This is a genomic window from Kamptonema sp. UHCC 0994 (genome assembly GCF_029167235.1).
Taxonomy (GTDB): domain Bacteria; phylum Cyanobacteriota; class Cyanobacteriia; order Cyanobacteriales; family Microcoleaceae; genus Kamptonema.
The window spans coordinates 1-19,870 of record NZ_JARFTR010000054.1; the positions used below are offsets into that span (position 1 = coordinate 1).

Genomic DNA, 19,870 nt, shown 5'->3' on the forward strand with positions numbered 1-19,870 from the left:
CATCGACCATGAGGACTTTGTAGCCCATGCGGGCTAGAGCAGAGCCGAGAAAGAAGCAGGTGGTAGTTTTCCCTTGCCCCCCGGCGAGCGATGCAGCGGTGATGGTCAGCACGGTTGATTAGATAGATGTGCAACTACTTTACAATACAGTAAAGCAGCAATGCAATCAAGAGCTAATGCAACAAAGAAGTAATGCAGTAAAGTAAGTAAGCAGCAAGGAAGTAATACAATAAAGCAGTATTGCCACTAAGTAGTCAAGTAGCAAGGAAGTAATGTAACCAAGCGCTCATGGTGTTTGGGTGTGGTCAAAGCTCAAGGATGCCTTGCGATCGCTCTTGCTGCTGTGGATGGAACACCAGTGTCCTTGTTCGGTACTCAAAGAGAGTCCCTGAGTCAAGGCAGAATCTTTTCCTAATTTTGGGCTTTTTATCAGTAACTAAAGGTCTTATATGGCTCTGTAACAGGTTTTGGGGGTTGATTATTTTGCTAGAATGAAACAGCCCTGCTGAGTCAAGGGAGTGCAAACAATTGAGGAGTGCGGTACGGCAAGGGAGTGCTACAGAGGTGACATAAAAAAAGCGATCGCACCGCATTGGGTACTTATCAATGCGCCCCGCTTAGAATTGCAGTTAAAATCTACATCAAGAGATATCCAACCTTCAGTTAATTATGGAGGGAATTAGCCAAGGATTTCAACCATGAAAGTCACCGTAAAAGATAGCGAAACTCTCGAAACAATAGACCTAAATCAACTTAGAAATTATTTGCAAACTCATGGGTGGCATGAAGACAAACCTTTCTTAGACAATGCTACACTTTGGCACAAACCAACAGCCAAGGGAGAAGAGTTTGAAATATTGCTACCTAACCGGCCCAACCTCGGAGATTACGCCGCCCGTATTCGTGAGGCAATCCAAACTCTAGAAAACGTAGAAAATCGCCCTCAACTTGAAATTTTAAGCGAACTATTTACCACCATTCCCAACACGATTATTCAGGGAATTGTCATGCAAATCCACACCCCCAACGCTGACAGGTTAAGCGGCGAAATTACTCTAATAGGCCTCTTTGCCGACAAACTGCGGAAAATTCACACCTCACTCGCCGACAAAGATTACGTCCTCGCCATCATTGCCTATCAAGAACGCTTGCCCGTTCTCTGTACGGGTGACTTAATCAAAGAAAAGAACGCCTTTACCCTCAAAAACCCCCGCAACTTAACCCTCGATGAATTATGGCAAAATGATGGTTACGGTTAAGTTTAAGCGATCGGCGGTTTGCCATATTTTTTAAACAGGTCGTTGACGGCCTCTATGAGTAAATCGTGAGAAGGCTTCCCCAAGTCAGTCGCCAGGTGCTTGAGTTGTTTCCACGCCCCTTCATCTAGCCGTAATGTCTGCCCCCTGCGTTTGGGTTCAGTTTCTGTGGCGGAGGAGGTTGCTTGTACTGTGGTTGTCCCCTTGGAGAGTGTCAAATCGGATAAACTTGGTTTCTTCTTGGGCATTTACTTACTCCCTGCTTTCAACAGTTTCGCAATCCAATTCCAACTTTGTTTAATCTCAATAGCGGCTTTTCCCCTGGGCTCAATCTCATTCGCTACCCTACCGTCAATCAAGGCGCGTGAGTAGGCAATGCGAGAGGCTAACGCCACAGGACAAATGGGTAAACTGTAGGCAGCTAGGGCGGTTTTAGCTTCATCGGTAACGCCTGACCTGGGCGGTGTTTGGTTGAGGACGAATACTGCGGGTTTGCCTATTCCTCGTACCAGTTCGACTGTACCTGCGATCGCTTCCAAATCCAGTACAGAAGGCCGCACCGGAATTACTACTAAGTCTGAGACTCTAGCCGCATGGACGGCATTTGTGTCAATGTCAGGGGGAGTGTCGATCAACACCAAGTCAATGCCACCTTTAAGGCAAGCTTGAATGTGGTCAGAGATGTTGGACGGTTGGGGCTGTATCAGTAAGGGGGTTTCAGCTTCTCGCTTGTTAAACCAAGATGCTGAGGACTTCTGGGAATCCATATCTGCCAACACGACACTCAAGCCGCACTTTACGGCAACGACTGCCCAGTGGACGGCAAGGGTTGTCTTTCCCGACCCTCCTTTTCTCGATAAAAGGCTAACTACGAACATTGGTGCTACTTGCTAGTTTGATATCATTATAGCGTGAAAGCTGTGGCGTGACCAACTATTATGCGTTGATTTAACTTACTTTAACTAGGGTTGGGATGATTTATTTCTAAAAATAGTAAGCTATTGTGATAGCAAGATAGTAATAAGTGCAACTAGGTCTGAGGGCTTTGTGAGAGTGAGTGAAGCAGGCTCCTCTTGGATTTAGGTGCGATCGCCCTAAAAAACTCCTCTCAGAATCGCCTATAACTAGCCTGTTTTCCTTTTTAGGGGTGATTCTACATTTACTCCTCTGAGCCTGTTAAAGGGCTAGTTCAAAGTAGCATCTTTTGCTTTCCCAAGGCATTGATAAGCTTGTTGACGAAATTCCTATAATTGTTCAAACTTCACTTAAGCTCACTTGCCTACTTTTCCCGTTCGGGAAACTTGAGTGAGTGAAGCGAAGCTATTCCGAAGGGAATCGCACCGTGTAGTCTAAACTCCAATTTTTAGTTGACCTCATCAACCTGCAATCTGCTGTATCTCTCAAGAGTTAGACACCAACTCCACTTTCAGCTTCAGTGTGCGGGCAAACAACAGATGCACTGCTAGCGCCTTACTCAGAGACAATGCTGCTTCCACAACTCAGGGCAACCCTCATAAATGCCTGCTGGCGGTGCCAATAAGTCAGTAGCACACTTCCAGAGTTCTCTCACAGCCTCTATGCTCAAATTGATCGTACCGTTCCTCAATTGCCACTCAGAAAAATTTCTGACCTCGTACTGGTGAACAGCCTGCGATCGCGTAGCCACCGATCGCAGTCATTGCTTTAGACAAGGCAAATCAGATTTAAACTAAAAACTTGTGGATCAATTTTTCCTTTATTGTTCTTGGAGAATCGGCTAAAATGCCAAACCCTATTAACCAGGAAAGCATTCCCAGATTGCCTGAGCGTCGAGATAACGCCAATAATTTTTGCACCTATCTCATGCTGGCTACCCGCAATAGTCGCCCCGCTATTGAGTGGAAAAATCATCTTCATCTCAAACGCAACTTTGAACTATACCAACAACGAAATCAGCAACTTTCGTCTTTGTGTAGTCAGCCAAATCAAATAAAAAAATTAGCAGAATTTTGGAGAGAAATAGCGATTGATACTTCACGAATTTTCCAAGACTGGGAACCCAAAAACAGGCAAATTCTAGCTTTAGAACACTTGGCTAGTTACTTTGAAACAGAATGCTATCATGCGGCTAGAACAGTATGGTTACAATCACAGGATTTTCTTTGGGATGAGTATCTTTGCTGTGCCCGTGTTTTTATTTACACTTTTGAGCATCTTTTGAGGCTGTTGCAGTCTTATAACCTTTCTCATCAGACTTCTCTTGATACCTACATTCAGCAAACTTTGATTAAAGTTATCAAATCCGAAGTCTCGATTGGGAAGTTTTCTCCCTGGCGATTATTAGCTAAAAAAAGTGATAAAGAGCTTCAGGAAGCCCTACAAAGATTTGGCTATCAAGAACCCAATATTTCTCAATATATGTTTGCCCGTAAATATTTTAAACAGGTTTATCGCTTTAACAAAGTTAATAATCCTGCGACGCGAAAAACAGGGCAAAAATGGCCAGAGCCAGATATTGAGGACTTTCAAGCAGCCGCAGAGTCTTACAATGCAGAAAAGTCATTGCCAACCGCACCCCATGAAGTCTCAGCCGCTTCTAAAATTAGCCGAGAGCAACTACAAACCTGGATGGAAAATTGTATTTTTGTCTTACAAAATTATCCAAAATCTATCAATCCTATTTCCCTAGACAAAATTCTGGAAAAAGGTGAGTTACAATTAGAAAATCCCGCTGGAATAGAAACTGAAGCTCCTGCTAAAGTAGCAAGAGAATTACCCAAAACAATTAACTCTGCCTTTCGTCAACACCTAGAAAATCTTAAACCAGTGCAGCACAAAATTCTCTTACTTTATTACGGTGCTGGATTTAACCAAACGGACGTAGCAAATCAATTGCAAGTTAACCAGTCAGGCATTTCTCGGCGACTTGATACCATTAAGATTAAACTACTAAAAACTATGGTAGAAATGTCCCAACCCCACTCATGGGTTGTCGATTATGTAGGGGGATGGTTACAGAAAAATTACCGCGCTCCCTTGCACTCAGATTTAATTCAAGTTGCTTTGGTTCAAGCAATTAAAGAACTTGAATCTCAAGAACAAGAAGTTTTACGTCTCCGCTACGGCGACGAACAGTTAGCAGCAGAAAAAATTGCCTATCAGTTGAGCATGGATTTATTAGAAGTAACTGCTATCATTTCTCAAGCTCAGCAGAAATTGCAGGCAAATTTAATTAAGGTACTTAATACTTGGGTAAAAGAGTATGTCGAAAACTGGTTAATCAAATTTTATCAAGCTCAAGTTTTAGCAGTTTGTGGAACTCCAAATCTACCTGTAGGAGGTGAAGATATCTCCCAAACTATTGATAGTATTGTTCAAGAATGTCAAAAAACTTTGATGAATTGTAAAAAAGGAGAATAAGCCATGTTTGAATTAAATCAATTACAGTCTTTTAAGGCTCAAAATAATGACAATTTACGGTTGACAATTGACCAAGCAGACCAAGAAATTGCTTGGCATAAAGCTCAACACCATTCTAATCCCATTTCTCGGTATAATGCTTATCTAAATGGTGCTTGTTTAAAGCCTTTTTTGAACTGGCTATCAGAATGGTTGGAAGAGGAAACCTTGTCTCAACCTTCAGTCTGGCACTATCAGGATATTGCTAGTATTTGGGAAGTGGTGAATGGAACAGCCATTGAAATTGGCGAAACTAGACTGGTATTAATTCCCAGTGATGAAGGAGATTTAGAAGAATTGTGCGTACCGCAGGAGTGGGTTGATATTCCTAATTGGAGTGCTGATTATTATCTGGCGGTACAGGTGAATTTAGATGGAGATGATGATGAGTTTTGGATAGAAATATGTGGCTTTGCTACCCACCGTCAACTGAAGAGTGAAGGGAGATATAGTATTAGCGATCGCACTTATTCTTTAGCCATTGAAGAGTTAACAGCATCTCTCACCGTCATGCAAATTACTTTAGGACTAAATTTGCAAGCCGAACTTTCACCATTGCCAAATTTATCTGAAGTAGAAGCCGAAAAATTATTAAAAACCCTCAGCGATTCATCCGTGTATTCTCCTCGGCTGAAAGGTTCATTTTACCAGTGGGCGGCTTTTTTCGCCAATGATGAATATAGGCAACATTTGTATAATCAGCGTTTACCAAAAAATGGTGTACCTGCTGTATTAGCTACCCCTAGTCAAATTCCAGAAAATTTACTTCAGCGGGCAAAAAATTATTGGCAAGCCGGCTGGCAAACAGTGGGGGAAATGATAGAATCTTTAGGAACTTTAGATCCTAATTTGGTTTATGCAATGGAAGGATCTGAACGTTATCGAGATGGCCATTCTAAAAGTCAGAATAAAATTCCCACACTGATTGAATTATTGCAGGATCACCGCAATAAAGGGAATCAATGGCGGGCTGCTGAATTATTAGGTCGTGTTGAACCGGGAAATGTAGAAGCGATCGCCGCACTTAGTCATTTACTACAAACAACTCAAGATGATACCTTGCGCCGTCAAGCTGCTGTAAGTTTAGGAAAGATTGACCCTCCCAATGTTGCTGCTGGTCTAAGAATTGGTAAAATTATTGAGTTGAACATACAGCTTGATATAGTTCGGGTTGTATTAGTAGTAACTCTTTTACCTGAAGGAATTGATAAAACTAATGTTCACTTACGAGTATGTCCGGTGCAAACGCAAACTTTACCACCCAATCTCGAATTAATTGTCTTAGATGAAGACGGCGAAGTTTTTTGGGAAGAACAGGCGGATAGTGCTACAGATAGCATTCAATATGAATTTAGAGCGGCTCTTGGCGATTATTTTCAGGTAAAAGTTGCTTGTCAAGGAGTTAACGTTACAGAAGATTTTACCATTTAATTCAATTAGTATCAGAAAGTAAAAAGCAATGAGCAAATTTGTAATTTTAGAAATAGGCAATGCTAACAGTGAGCAACGTTATCCTGTTAACCTCAGAATTGGTGATAGTATTAACTCTACTATTATCCAAAGTAGAGGGTGGTTTCCACCTGTGACAACTTTTCTGGAAGCATATAATAATTTGCAGGAAGCTCGAATTAAGTACGGTTTTGGTTCATCTCGCACATTAGAAGAATTAGAAGAATTAGAAGAATTAGAACCGAACACTCGCGCATTAGAACATATACCAAAAAAAGGAAGAATTACAAAAATATCAGTTCAAGAGTCAGCTAATTCTGTAAAAAATGCTGTGGATAATTGGCTAGATGATGGAGATAGTCTTTTTCGACCAGTCAGAGATAAACTCTTACAAGTATTGAGCGCTGAGAGTGGCAATGTTAGGTTAATGATTCAAACAGATGATGTTTCCCTCTGGGGATTCCCTTGGCATTTATGGCATATACTTGATGATCTTAAAGTTGAGCCAATTTTTAGTCGTTTGACTAATACAAAATTTGATTATCAGCCTATTAACTCTAAAACTAAGGTGAGGATTCTGGTAATTTTGGGAGACAGTACCAAAATAGATGTTGAGGCAGATTTGTTGTTATTGAAAGAATCAATTGCCTATGACAATGCAGAGATTGAAACCTTAGTAGCGACTAGCAGTAGCAAGCTAAATGACCAGTTATGGGATCGTAATTGGGATATTATATTTTTTGCCGGTCACAGTTCTAGTAATCCTGATTATAGTCAGGGAAAACTGGCAATAAGTGAAACTGAAACAATCACAATTGCCGATTTAAAGTATGGTTTAGCCAATGCAATTAAGCACGGTTTGAAATTAGTAATTTTCAATTCTTGTGATGGTATGGGATTAGTAAATGAACTAGCTTCCTTACAAATTCCAGCGGTAATTGCTATGCGAGAACGAGTACCAGATCAAGTTGCTCAGAAATTTTTAGAGTATTTTTTAGAGGCATTTGCTAAAGAAAATAAGTGTTTGCGAGATTCAGTTCGTAAGGCGCGGGAAAGGCTACATGGGATGGAGGGTGAGTATCCCTGTGCTAGTTGGTTGCCGATGATTTATGAAGATCCCAGTGTTGAACCTCCTACTTGGATTGAGTTATTAAAGGGGAATGAGGAAGAGCGTCAGCGTGTTTCAATTTGGCCGAGTTTGCGGGCTGTGTTGATGATAAGTTTGTTGGTGACTGGTGTAGTAATGGGATTGCGGTGGGTGGGGTTGTTAGAAAACGTAGAAAAAAAAGCTTTTGATCAACTAACAGAGATAATGCCAGATAAAGGGCTAGATTCCCGCTTATTAATTGTTAAAGTTACCCCAGATGATTTTAAGCAATTGAATAATGAATATCCCCTACAAGATAAAACAATAGTTCGAGCTTTAGAAAAATTAAATAAGTATAAACCACGAACTATCGGTTTAGATATTTTCAGAGATGTCCCAGTAGGTCAAGGACGTGCTGAGTTAATTAAATACTTACAAGAGCATGAACACATAATCCCTATATGTATGTTTCCTTCGGAAGAAATTCCTGAAGGGATAGCATCGCTACCTGATATCCCAGATATTAGACTCGGATTTGGCGATATTGTAGAAGATTCTGATCGGACGATAAGGCGACATTTATTAGCTATGAAACCATACCCATCTTCTCATTGTAAAACCGTATATTCACTTGGTTTAAATCTAGCTTTAAACTATTTTAATAAAACACCTAATACTCTGCTGAATGGGGTTCCAAAATTTTCAATAGGATTCGCAAAAGATTATTGGAAAATCGGGAATACCTACTTCAAAAAATTAGAAAAAAATCAAGGTTTTTATCAGAAACAACAAATGGGCGGATTCCAAATAATTTTGAATTATCGCTCGCGCAAAGACCTTTTTAACATAGCTGAAAAAGTAACGCTCATGGAAATTCTTAATGAACAAGTTAACCCGTCTGATATCAGGGATAAAATCGTTTTAATTGGTGTTACAGATACAACTAGGGGCAGCCGTAATTATAACACACCTTACAACAAAGAAATCCCTGACTTAATATTTTTAGCCCACAGAGTCAGTCAAATTCTTACTGCTGTTGAGGATAATATACCTCTCATGTGGTTTCTACCTCAGTGGGGTGATATTCTCTTGATTTTAACATGGTCTATGGTGGGAAGCTTTTGTACTATATGCTTTCAATCTCGACTACATTTGGGATTGGCTCAAGTAGTCTTACTCAGTATTTTATATGGGGTCTGTCTGCTCTTTTTGTTGACAGTGGGATGCATACTACCGCTTGTACCATCAGGATTTGCCTTGTTAGGTGCTAGTGGATGTTTAATAGTTTACAATGCTTCTAGTAAAAACAAATAGCAGTTTCTACAGTATACCTATGATAATAACTTACTTCACTTTCGCTTTGATGCTGGCATTTATTAACGTGACAAACTGCTTAGTTTTTGGACAAGCACAGCTTAGTTTAAACAATTTTATGGTTTCTCAGTCCCAAACACCGGCAGCAGATACTAAAAAACCAGCAGCAGATACTAAAAAACCAGCAACAGATACTAAAAAACCAGCAACAGATATCCAAACACCACCTGTAGACGATAGACCTGGCCAGCGAAAACCCACAGGTACTCGTGGGTCTTGTGAAGACAAAGAGGGCGTAGCTTTTACTCCTTTGTTACCTCTTCCCGATCCTGAATTCTCAGCCTCAACAATTACAGGGTATCCGACTTTCTGGTTTTATGTTCCCTACAGCAGTAAAGCGGTTAGTGATGGGCGTTTTTCTTTAGAAGATGCAGAAGGAAATCGAATCTACAAACTAGATTTTAGGCTACCTGAACACCCAGGAATTGTTAGCGTTCAACTTCCTAAAGAGGAAAAACCTTTAGAGGTTAATAAGACATATCGCTGGTACTTCCGACTTTACTGCTCTTCTCAAGAATCATCTGAAGAATCATCTGAGCGTAATTGGGTTTATCATACAGGTTTAGTGCAGCGGGTTGCTCAGGAAAAGCTTGACGCTCAGTTGCAGGTTGCAAAGATAGAAAATCGTGCTGCCATCTATATTGCTAATCAACTTTGGTATGATATGCCTGATTTAGCGCAGATTCGTAGTCGTCCTAATGACTGGATGAACATCTTAAAAGCTCTGGAGTTGGAAGAACTTAAGGAAGAAAAGATAACTGGTTCGGTGCTGCCTCGCTAAAGGTTGATAAGTATTAGGTATTCCTTAGAAAAAGGCAATTCTTATAGCCAATTGCCAATCATAACAAAAGGAGCCCAATAATAAGGATCTGGTTTTTTTATTAGAAGTGATAATTGAGCTTGGCGCAATGCTTCAGCTTTATTTACAGCACTTCCGGATGTTATGAGGTACAGTAGCAGCAGTTAGTAAACCAATTTTTTAAATGTTTCGGATTCATTAAGTCAAGAGCCACAGCAATTATAATGTCAACCATTTTAGTAGTGGTTGGGGAAAACTGTCGCAACAAAGATTTAAGCTGAGACCACCATAATTCAATCGGATTAAAATCAGGAGAGTAGGGGGACAAACACAATATAAAAGCACCCACAGCTTCAATCATAGGCTTAATAGAAGCTAGTTTATGAGCTGGTAAATTATCCATAACTACTACTGCTCCCGACCACAATTGTGGCACTAAACATTTCTCGATGAATACCTCAAATGCTTTGCTATCCATCGAATTATCCATTGTCATTAATGCCACTACTCCTTGGAGGCTAATTGCACCAATTACTGTGACTTTTTCTCCTCTATAAAAAGGTTTGATGACCTAGGCTCTAGTTCCTCGTTCCGAACGCGCATGAGTTCGTTTTAAACCTAGTAAGACTCCAGTCTCATCCAGAAATACTAGGTTTTTTCGCTCGATATTCTTGACTTTTTCCCAATACTCTAACCTTAACTTCATCACTCTTTTTGTCCCTGCTTGGCTACTCCTGACCGTTTTTTTTTGCGATTTAATCTCAACTTCTGTAACGCGCTACACATTGCTGTTTTACCCACCCAATTTCCAGTTCTGTGGGCAAATAGCTCACACAACTCTACTAAGGTTGCATCGGGATGTGCTACCACTATTTCTCTTAACTCTCTTTCGGCGTTATTCAAATGACTGTACCTCGGTTTTCCTCTGGGTTTGGGCTGTAAATTCCCCTCTATTTTTTGTTGTTTAACAAGCTTTTGAACTAAGCTTTTACTCACAGCAAATATTGCTGCTGTTGCTCGGATCGACAGCTTCTGCTCGCTTATGTGCTGCTACTATTTTTTTTCGCAAATCTACTGAATATGCTTTCATGGTATATTATTTTTTAGTTGATTCTCTCAATACTTCGGACTGTTGAAAATTATGTTTTTCGGTACATAAGCAGCTCATAGAGTTGAAGCTAGGGCTACGTACCGTTAGCGCGATCGCCCCTGAAAATAGTCTGTAGTATTGCTCTAGTGTACCTCATAACATCCGGAAGTGCTGTATCGTTGGGCTTTGTTTAACCAATCCATTAATTTTAATAACCCCCTACCAAGGACTCCCAATCATCGTAAAGCCAGACCAATAATAAGGATGAGCTAAATTTTGATTTCTCAGTTTAGCCAATCCTGGCGGCAATTTTAACTCCTTAAAGTTTGACAAAATTAAACTACGTTGATCTATATGAACTTGATGTTTAATCATCGCAATTTGAGTTTGTCGCAAAGCTTCAGCTTTAATCGGCGCAGTCTTTAACTGATGGTAAAATTCAGCCATTAACGCTAAAGTTCCTTCATCGCTGACATACCAAAGACTTGCCAAAACTGATTTCACCCCCGCTTGTACAGCTAACCCTGCAAAGCCTAATTCGGTATCATCATCTCCCACCGCAGTTTTACAAGCACTTAATACTAATAGTTCAACTTTAGGCGGCTGATTCCACCCTAGTTCACGCATCTGATCGAGTCTTAGTTTGGTATCTGATAACTGAATATAAGAATCTTTTGATAATCCTGGCTTAAATTCTCCATGAGTAGCAAGGTGAATAATTTGATAGGGTCTATTTTTACGCTGTGCTCTAAGATTATCGAGCGTGAAAGCTTCATTGAGAAAAGAATTACCCTTCCACTCCGAAGTAATAGTAGAAAGCTCTACTGGTACCGCGAGTAAATCTGATAAAGGTCGATGTTTAGAAAACTTTGAGGCTCCCATTGCTAAAAGTTCAGCATTTTTAACGCTTTCGTAGTTAGTATCAGTTAAGTTAACACTGGGAATCAGACCAATTTTGTAATTTTCTACTAGAAATTGAGAACCATCATGGAGAGCAGCTAAAGGCAGGGAGCGCAAACCCCTATCCATACTAAAAACTAGCGTATCTATTTTTTGAGCTTCCAAATCAGCTTTTAATGGGGCAATTATCCACTGGTAAAGTTGCTGGGATATTGGCAAATAAATCTTAGCATTCGCCATCTCAATAAGTTCTTTCCTAAAATCTTGAATTTTTTGCATCAGAATTTTTCGGTTAGCCGCAGGAATGCTTTTGTGAATAGGGCTGCCCGTAGGCGGGACAAGTATCAGGTCTAATTGTTCAGGTCGGGTAAAAATGTAGATAATAGCTGGTTTCGTACCTGTTTTGCCAGCGATTGCTTTAATTTTTCGTTGTATCGCAGTAAAAGATTGTAAATCTCGCTTGATTTCCTGATTAAGGTATCGCCCTACTTGTTGACTATAAAAGATATCAATCCAGAAAGTAGCTTGAGCGATATCACCTTTATCTAGTAAAATTTGAATATCGCTGGGGCTAACCATACTTAGGGGGGATGGTGTTTCGATAACTTGGCTTTCCCAATCGGATCTGAAGTTAAAAATAGATGCAAAGCTAAGACTATTCAGGTTGTCAGATTGTGCGAAAACATTGGTAATTGAGGTATCCGGTAAGAGCAATACAGTGCGGGGAGAGATAGATAAAGTTGGTGTTGGTGTTGAAAATGTAATCGGGGCGAGAACTTCAGGTTTAATGGGGGGCGCAACCAATATCGGAGATGCCGTTGGTTCTCGTATTGGCGATGATACGGATGATGTTATTGCTTGCGGTATGGCAGATGGTACGGGTGATGTTCGCAGTATTAGAGATGGTACGGGTGATGTTTGCGGTATTAGAGATGGTACGGGTGATGTTTGCGGTATGGGAGATGCTATCAGTGCCGGTATTAGAGGTGGTATAGATGTCGGTATGGGAGATAGTGTCGGCGTTGGCGATATTGTCAGTGTTAGTTTTTGTTCCGGCGTTGGAGATGGTGTTGGAGATGATGTCGGCGATAGTGTTGGAGATGGTGTTGGAGATGGTGTGGGAGATGGTGCCGGCGATAGTGTGGGAGATGCCGGCGATAGTGTTGGAGATAGTGTCAGCGCAGGTGACGTTACTGATGATGCCGCTGGTGTCGGCATAGGTGATGGCGCTGGTATAGGTACTGCATCATCAGTCTGTAAAGCAATATTTCCCACGCTAAAAGAACCAGGAAAAGATTGACCTATTTCAATTATAGATTGTCCGTTAGCGATCGCTGCCGCAGTGCCATTAATCGCACCATTACCTACTTCAAATAATTGAATGGGAGCCCCGCCATCTCCTCCTGCGTGGCGAATTGTAATACTACCACCACCGTTACCGCCTGCGGTGGAAATACTAGCAATTCCTGCCGAAGAAAAAGGAGTGGCAAAAGAGTTTTTTGCCCGGAAAAATCCACCCGTTGATTCCACAAATACATTGCCACCAGTACCGCTGCTACCGCCTTGAGCGTTAATAAACTCAACTTGAATATCGCCAATGGGATCTAAGAAGACGTTACCACCATTACCAATACTTCCACTAGAATTAATCTGTCCTGTGGTGATTGATGTTTTCGCTATTACGTTAATAATGCCACCACGAGATCCTGATGTATTAAGATTACCAGTTCTCACCAAACCCACAGCAGATGTCAGTGAAATTGCACCCCCATTGCCGGAAGTTAAGGAGGCATCTAAATTGCTGGTTGTCAGATTGCCGCTACTGCTGTTAAGCTGAATTTGTCCACCATTTGAGGTGATATTGCCAACCGTTAAATTATTATTAGTAGCGATATTAACGTTGCCAGCGGTGATATCAGCAAGGTTGACATTACCAGTACCATTTGCCTGTAAATTGACAGCTATGATTAAAGATGTTGCAGTTAAATTCTGAGCATTATTAATAGTTAAATTTCCTAATTTCCCATTTGTCCCTACAGCACTGCTAAAACTAATATTTCCGCTACCCGCTGTTAAACTTAAATTGTTACTAGCTAAACTATGACTATCTACATTACCGCCGAAAGTAATATTTCCGCCTGTCCTTGTATTTAAGCTAAAATTGTTAGTGATAATCAGGGCGCTATTCAAGGTAATATCACCGTTAGCAGTAGTAATATCGCCTCCCAAATTAGTATTTGAAGCTTGAACAAGTAAGCTTGATAATGGTGTGTTAGTTCCAATATTTCCGAGGAGGAATATATTACCACTACCAGCATTAATGGTCAATTTGTTACCGCCATCGATCGCTCCTGTTATGCTAATATTACCACCGCTACTAATTAAATTAATATCATTATCAAGATTGATATTGCCATTGACAGATATACTATTATTAACTGTGCTAATACCGGAGTTGATATTAATTTGCGGGGCGTTAATGTTAATTGTACTGTTATCTGTCCCAATAATATTTCCGTTGACATTAATTGTCCCTGTGCCTGTTTGAATTGTTGCTGGATCTAAGAATGTTGTGCTATTAGCAATAGCCACATTACCGTTGCTATTAGTACCGCCGATAGTTATTGAGCTAAAGCCATTTTGTAAAGTATTAATTTCTGCCGTTGTCAATTCTAAATCACTGGTATTATTCGCACCACCAATATTAATATTTTGTCCAGGGTTTGATGGTTGTAAGGTAATGGTATTTCTCCCGGATACTTGCCCTGTAAAATCAATTTCTTCGGCTGTTAAAGTCAGAGGATTATTACCTGCATTTAAACTAGAACCGAAGGTAATTGTTGCATTACCAGCGGTAAAGGTGACGGGGGCATTTAAGGTGACAGGACTACTAAATCTGATGTCTTGGTTGGCGGTAGTAAGGTTAGCAGAAATTACCACTGTTCCTGACATAATTTGATTGAAAGCACCATCTAGTAATAGTGGTGCTGTTGCTGCTATGTTCAAACTGCCACTATTATTAATAGTAAATGTGCCATTATTGGTAGTTGTGACGGCTCCATTAAAGTTAAAACTATTACCTGTAAGATTAATGCCGCCGCCACTATTTGTGTTAATTTTACTATTGAATAGTGTGATGCCACTGCCTGCTATTTGAGTGATAGTTGCAGTGTTAATAGTATTAATTGCTGTTACATCGTTAGCACTATTGATGGTTAAATTTCTGAGTGGAGTGGAGTTACCTACTGCCCCATAAAATGTAATATTACCACTACCAGCGGTTAAGTTTAAATCAACATCGCCATCTAAAGTATTGTTAAAGGTAATACCGTTACCACTTAAAGTGGGATTATTGGCAATGGTAACAGCATCATTATAAGTCTGAGTACCTGTAGTAGTGACGTTGCCATTAAGTTGAGTTGTGCCGCCGACATCAGTGGCGACACTGGCAGAATTAACACTATTGAAAGTAGTTGTACCTGTACTATTAGCGGTGATATTTCCTACTGCTGTGGTATTACCGATCGCACCTGTAAATGTCAGATTTCCTGTGCCGACATTAGCGGTGATGTTGCTATTACCATCTAAAGTATTGTTAAAGGTAATACTATTACCAGCTAAAGTGGGATTATCAGCAATTGTGACGGCATCGTTATAGGTTTGAATTCCCGTAGTGACGTTACCATTAAGTTGAGTTGTGCCGCCGACATCAGTGGTGATACTGGCAGAATTAACACTATTAAAAGTAGTTGTACTTGTACTATTGGCGGTGATATTTCCTAATACTGTAGTATTACCGATTTCACCTGTAAATGTCAGATTTCCTGTGCCAGCATTAGCGGTGATGTTGCTATTACCATCTAAGGTATTGTTAAAGGTAATGGCGTTACCAGTTAAAGTGGGATTATTGGCAATGGTAACAGCATCATTATAAGTCTGAGTGCCTGTAGTAGTGACGTTGCCATTAATTTGAGTTGTGCCGCCGACATCAGTGGTGACACTGGCAGAATTAACACTATTAAAAGTAGTTTTACCTGTACTATTGGCGGTGATATTTCCTAATACTGTAGTATTACCGATCGCCCCGCTAAATGTCAGATTTCCTGCACCAGCATTAGCGGTGAGATTTGTACTACCATCTAAGGTATTGTTAAAGGTAATGGCGTTACCAGTTAAAGTGGGATTATTGGTAATAATTACGGCATCGTTATAGGTTTGAGCCCCCGTAGTAGTGACGTTACCATTAATTTGAGTTCTGCCACCTGCATCAGTAGTGATATTAGCAGAATTAACCTTATTAAAGGTATTTGTACCTGTACTATTAGCGGTGATATTTCCTAATGCTGTGGTATTGCCGATCGCCCCGCTAAATGTCAGATTTCCTGCCCCGGCATTGGTGGTAAGATTTGTACTACCATCTAAGGTATTGCCAAAAGTAATATCGTTCCCAGTTAAAGAGGGATTATTGGCAATGGTAACAGCATCGTTATAAATCTGAGTACCCGTAGTCGTGACGTTACCATTGAGTTGAGTTGTGCCGCCAGTATTAGTAGTAACGCTGGCAGAATTAACACGATTAAAAGTAGTTGTGCCTGTACTATTGGCGGTGAGGTTTCCTAACTGAGTGGTGCTGCCAATTGCACCGTTGAATGTGATATTTCCAGTGCCTGCATTTAGGCTAAGATTTTGTGTACCTGCTGTTGTACCATCAATATTTTGATTAAAGGTAATGTTGCCGCCGCTAATTGCCCCTGGACTGTCAATAATGGTACTTGCTGAAGTCAGAACAATGCCGCCGGTTCCCGTGATGGCGATCGCACCTGCATTTCCTGAAACAGAAGAGGAAGATATCGTACCAGTAATGGTGCCGATCCCGCCTGCTGCTGCGTTGAGGGTGATGTTACCGGCCGTACCTGCACCTGATGAATAGGATTTCAGAGGGCCAGTAGTAATGTTACCGCCAGCATTAGAAAGGGTGATCGCTCCTCCATTTCCTGAAACTGAAGAGGCCTCCAGAGTACCAGCAGTGGTGTCGATCGCACCTATTCCTGTACTGGCACCTATTCCTGTACTGAGGGTGATGTTACCTGCTGTACCTGCACCGAATGAATAAGCATATAAACCGTTAGTGGTAATGTTACCGCCAGTAGTGGAAAGGACGATCGCTCCTCCATTTCCTGACTGGGAATAGGAATTTAGATTTCCAGCAGTGGTGTCGATCGCGCCCACTTCGATAATTGATAGGGTAATGTCACCTCCCACACCTGCACCGAATGACTGAGCATCCAGAAGGTTAGTAGTAATGTTACCGTTGGTAGTGGAAAGGGCGATCGCACCTCCATTTCCTGAAGATGAAGAGGAACTCAAATTGCCCGCAGAGGTATCGATCGCGCCTATTCCATTTACAGAAAGGGTAATATTACCGCCCCCCGTACCTGCACCTGATGAACGGGAATCCAGATCGTTAGTAGCAATATTACCGCGAATAGTGGAAAGGGCGATCGCTCCTCCATTTCCTGAAACAGAAGAGGCATTCAGAGTACCAGCAGTGGTATCGATCGCGCCTGTTCCGGCACTGAGGGTGATGTTACCAGCCGTACCTGCACCCGATGAATAGGAAGCGAGAGCGTTAGTAGTAATGTTACCGCCAGCAGTGGAAAGGGCGATCGCTCCTCCATTTCCTGAAACAGAAGAGGCATTCAGAGTACCAGCAGTGGTGTCGATCGCGCCTGTTCCTGTACTGAGGGTGATGTTACCGGCTGTACCTGCACCAAATGAATAAGCAGACAGACCGTTAGTGGTAATGTTACCGCTAGAAGTATAAAGGGCGATCGCACCTCCATCTCCTGACTGAGAATAGGCATTTATAATGTTACCAGTGGTGTCGATCGCGCCTGTTCCTCCGGTAATAGAGAGGGTGATGTTACCTCCCACACCTGCACCGAATGACTGAGTATTCAGAATGCCAGTGGTAATGTTACCGTTAGTAGTGGAAAGGGCGATCGCTCCTCCATTTGCTGAAGATGAAGAGGAACTCAGATTGCCCGCAGAGGTATTAATATCATTCGCACTGGTGAGGGAAATATTGCCGCTGTTAGTAATGGCACTGCTAGTGCGAAGTTGGGCATTAACTGATATGGAATTACCAGCATTCAATACGATCGCGCCAGTCCCTAACGCATTGCCATTGTTAACAATAGCCAGATTAACAATAATATTATTATCAGCTTGCAGCGTCAGCGAGTTGCTACTACCCCATACAACAAAGGCATTAACTGTAATATCCCCCAGACTCGCAAAACCCGATGCAGTGGAAATCGTGACATTACTTGCTCCCAATTGCGTTTGCAGCGTCCCGTTATTAATGTTAGAAGCACCGAGGAAGGGAGCAAATGTTGCACCTAAAACTCCGCCTGCATCAGCGGCGGCACTGATAGTAATATCTGTTGGATCTAGCAATAGCGTCCCTGCTATCCCAAAAGGCGATCGCAAATCTGCAAATCCCCCAAAATCTAAGCTTTGTTTACCCGATACTTCGACAAATCCACCATCCCCAGAAAAGCTACCACCACGAGCGCTAATATTTCCATAAAAGCGAGTAACATCATCTGCCCAAACAATCACGCGACCGCCATTTCCATTACTCACTCCATCCACATTAATCCTAGAATCATTACTAATAAAAGTGCGACTGGCATTAGGAGCAGTCCCTTTACCTTGATAGTCTCCACCAATTAATACAGTGCCACCACCATAAATGCCTGAAGCGTTAATATTTCCACCAATTACACCTACTTTATCCCCAAAAATATTAACAGTTCCCCCTGTTGTCCCAGAGGTGTTAATGTTCCCAGAGGCAATAGCTGTTCCCGCATTTCCTGGAACGATCGTATTATTACCTGTCAACACCACTTGACCCTGAGCATTCACAGTTAATCCCGCTGCACTTTCCAAGCCTTTGCCTGTTAATAACTGTGGCAAAGTTCGCACTGATTCTGTCCAAGTATTCGGCAATAATCCGGCATTATTAAGAGGCTGAATTTCTAAACTTAGTAAGTGTCCTGCCTGGCTAATTTTAACTAAGTTTTGACCAGGAACAGCATTAATTAAAATATTCCCACTATCCGCCGTAAGTTGTCCAGTATTAACAACACTGCCGCCAATTAAACTTAAATTTGAGCCTGTAGTTACGGCTAAATTACCTGCATTAATAATCGTTCCGGGTTGTAAAGCAGTAAAGGCAAATGTATTAGGCGTGCCTACTAAATTTTCCCAGTTATTATTGCCAACAGCATTAAACCAGTTATTATTCCCAAAGCCGATACCTGTGGCGGTGGTAGCGGTGAAAGATGCGGGTACGTTGAGGCTGGCGTTGGGGCCAAAAACAATCCCGGCGGGATTCATTAAAAATAGGTTAGAATTACCCCCCGTGACTTGAATTAAGCCGTTAATTAATGAAGCGTCGCCGCCTGTGATTCTGCCTAAAATATTGCGGATATTAGGATTAGTTAAAAAGTTGGCTATTTGACCTTCTGATAGTCCAAATTGAGTAAAACTATGGAAAAGATTGGCTTTATCGCCGCTGAGGGAACCCCCCTGAATATCGATGCGATTTCCTTGGGGAGTGACGACAGTGCCGGTGCCATCGGCTGCGGGTGCGATCGCTTGAGTTTGAGCTTTAGCAGGGGAGGTTAATGTACTCAGAAGGCTAAGTGTGACTAAAAATTGGAGTAAATTGAGTCGATTAGCTTTCATGGTGCTTCTATTGTGATTAATTTGATATCTAGATGCGATTGTGACCAGGAAAAAATTTGGTTGACAATTTCGATTTTTATATCAGTCTTCACAATACCATGTCTAACATACATACATAGGACTTATGCAATTAAGAATGTTTTACAAAACATTTGTGTACATTTTTAATTTTTAATTTTTAATTTTTAATTCCTTACCAAGGGTTTCCCACGAGGGTAAAACCGCTCCAATAGTAGGGATGAGTAAAATCTGTGCTGTCTTGAGATTTTAAAGCAGACGGGAGGTCAAATTTTCCTGTATTTGTGACTAACTGACCATTCTCAACTCGGACTTCACCTTTAAGCATTGCGATTTGAGCAAATCTCAAAGCATCTGCCTTAATTGTAGCGAACTGCAAAAAGCAGAGGTCAAAACTGCAAAAAGGGAATTTTTGAAACCACATTAAGGGTCTTGGCAACTTTTGGTGATCCGAACCAATGGCGAATGGCGATCGCAGTTTTTCAAACTGCTTCTAGGGAGAGAAAAACCCTTTACATCTTGATTAAAAATCGGCGACTTAATAGATCAATACGCTTCGCGACCATACATTTGTCGCTTCAGCATTTTTAATCGATTAATATGTCCTTCAACCGGGCCATTACTTACAGATAAAGTCACACCCGCTTTAACAGAATCATAATCCTCACGTAACCGCACTGCAAAACGTTGAATGGGAGAAATAT

Annotated in this window: 14 protein-coding genes; 6 read left to right on the plus strand and 8 right to left on the minus strand. The window is 41.3% G+C overall.

Going from position 1 to position 19,870, the window contains the following annotated elements; genetic code table 11:
* Positions 1 to 112, minus strand: a 112-nt coding sequence (locus tag PY364_RS05625) for an AAA family ATPase (protein WP_275521257.1), incomplete at its 3' end; no start/stop codon positions are given.
* Between the two features lie 406 nt (positions 113 to 518).
* Between PY364_RS05625 and PY364_RS05630 the strand changes: the two genes are divergently transcribed.
* On the plus strand, positions 519 to 683 hold the full coding sequence (locus PY364_RS05630; protein ID WP_275521235.1) for a hypothetical protein: 165 nt from the start codon (positions 519 to 521) through the stop codon (positions 681 to 683).
* A gap of 15 nt (positions 684 to 698) precedes the next feature.
* Positions 699 to 1,259: a hypothetical protein gene (locus tag PY364_RS05635; protein ID WP_275521237.1), complete on the plus strand. Its 561-nt coding sequence runs from the start codon at positions 699 to 701 to the stop codon at positions 1,257 to 1,259.
* 2 nt (positions 1,260 to 1,261) lie between these two features.
* On the opposite strand, the gene PY364_RS05640 is transcribed toward PY364_RS05635, so the two are convergent.
* Positions 1,262 to 1,504 (minus strand): ribbon-helix-helix domain-containing protein, encoded by a 243-nt coding sequence (locus PY364_RS05640; protein WP_275521239.1) that lies wholly within the window; start codon positions 1,502 to 1,504, stop codon positions 1,262 to 1,264.
* Positions 1,505 to 2,134 (minus strand): ParA family protein, encoded by a 630-nt coding sequence (locus PY364_RS05645; RefSeq protein WP_275521241.1) that lies wholly within the window; start codon positions 2,132 to 2,134, stop codon positions 1,505 to 1,507.
* An 883-nt stretch (positions 2,135 to 3,017) separates the two neighbouring features.
* On the opposite strand from PY364_RS05645, the gene PY364_RS05650 reads away from it, so the two are divergent.
* From PY364_RS05650 to PY364_RS05665, 4 genes are read left to right on the plus strand one after another with little or no spacing between them, the layout of a single operon-like run.
* Positions 3,018 to 4,655, plus strand: a complete 1,638-nt coding sequence (locus PY364_RS05650; RefSeq protein ID WP_275521243.1) for a sigma-70 family RNA polymerase sigma factor — start codon at positions 3,018 to 3,020, stop codon at positions 4,653 to 4,655.
* Positions 4,656 to 4,658: 3 nt separating this feature from the next.
* Positions 4,659 to 6,125: a DUF1822 family protein gene (locus PY364_RS05655; RefSeq protein WP_275521245.1), complete on the plus strand. Its 1,467-nt coding sequence runs from the start codon at positions 4,659 to 4,661 to the stop codon at positions 6,123 to 6,125.
* A gap of 28 nt (positions 6,126 to 6,153) precedes the next feature.
* Entirely contained in the window at positions 6,154 to 8,544 is a 2,391-nt protein-coding gene (locus PY364_RS05660) for a CHASE2 domain-containing protein (RefSeq protein ID WP_275521247.1), read from the plus strand.
* Between the two features lie 19 nt (positions 8,545 to 8,563).
* Positions 8,564 to 9,385, plus strand: a complete 822-nt coding sequence (locus tag PY364_RS05665) for a DUF928 domain-containing protein (RefSeq protein WP_275521249.1) — start codon at positions 8,564 to 8,566, stop codon at positions 9,383 to 9,385.
* A gap of 41 nt (positions 9,386 to 9,426) precedes the next feature.
* On the opposite strand, the gene PY364_RS05670 is transcribed toward PY364_RS05665, so the two are convergent.
* The 5 genes from PY364_RS05670 to PY364_RS05690 form a co-directional block, all read right to left on the minus strand.
* Positions 9,427 to 9,567 (minus strand): CHAT domain-containing protein, encoded by a 141-nt coding sequence (locus tag PY364_RS05670; protein ID WP_343277553.1) that lies wholly within the window; start codon positions 9,565 to 9,567, stop codon positions 9,427 to 9,429.
* Entirely contained in the window at positions 9,546 to 9,971 is a 426-nt protein-coding gene (locus PY364_RS05675) for a transposase (RefSeq protein ID WP_275521261.1), read from the minus strand. The genes PY364_RS05670 and PY364_RS05675 overlap by 22 nt, the downstream gene beginning before the upstream one ends.
* Positions 9,972 to 10,108: 137 nt before the next feature.
* On the minus strand, positions 10,109 to 10,399 hold the full coding sequence (locus PY364_RS05680) for a hypothetical protein (protein WP_275521251.1): 291 nt from the start codon (positions 10,397 to 10,399) through the stop codon (positions 10,109 to 10,111).
* A gap of 313 nt (positions 10,400 to 10,712) precedes the next feature.
* Positions 10,713 to 19,148 (minus strand): CHAT domain-containing protein, encoded by an 8,436-nt coding sequence (locus tag PY364_RS05685; protein ID WP_275521253.1) that lies wholly within the window; start codon positions 19,146 to 19,148, stop codon positions 10,713 to 10,715.
* A 193-nt stretch (positions 19,149 to 19,341) separates the two neighbouring features.
* Positions 19,342 to 19,590: a CHAT domain-containing protein gene (locus tag PY364_RS05690; RefSeq protein WP_275521255.1), complete on the minus strand. Its 249-nt coding sequence runs from the start codon at positions 19,588 to 19,590 to the stop codon at positions 19,342 to 19,344.
* Positions 19,591 to 19,870 lie beyond the last annotated feature (280 nt).

Coding starts and splice junctions, on each gene's coding strand:
- PY364_RS05635 (WP_275521237.1), top strand. CDS start 699: ATGAAAGTCACCGTAAAAGATAGCGAAACTCTCGAAACAATAGACCTA.
- PY364_RS05640 (WP_275521239.1), bottom strand. CDS start 1,504: ATGCCCAAGAAGAAACCAAGTTTATCCGATTTGACACTCTCCAAGGGG.
- PY364_RS05645 (WP_275521241.1), bottom strand. CDS start 2,134: ATGTTCGTAGTTAGCCTTTTATCGAGAAAAGGAGGGTCGGGAAAGACA.
- PY364_RS05650 (WP_275521243.1), top strand. CDS start 3,018: ATGCCAAACCCTATTAACCAGGAAAGCATTCCCAGATTGCCTGAGCGT.
- PY364_RS05655 (WP_275521245.1), top strand. CDS start 4,659: ATGTTTGAATTAAATCAATTACAGTCTTTTAAGGCTCAAAATAATGAC.
- PY364_RS05660 (WP_275521247.1), top strand. CDS start 6,154: ATGAGCAAATTTGTAATTTTAGAAATAGGCAATGCTAACAGTGAGCAA.
- PY364_RS05665 (WP_275521249.1), top strand. CDS start 8,564: ATGATAATAACTTACTTCACTTTCGCTTTGATGCTGGCATTTATTAAC.
- PY364_RS05685 (WP_275521253.1), bottom strand. CDS start 19,148: ATGAAAGCTAATCGACTCAATTTACTCCAATTTTTAGTCACACTTAGC.
- PY364_RS05690 (WP_275521255.1), bottom strand. CDS start 19,590: ATGTGGTTTCAAAAATTCCCTTTTTGCAGTTTTGACCTCTGCTTTTTG.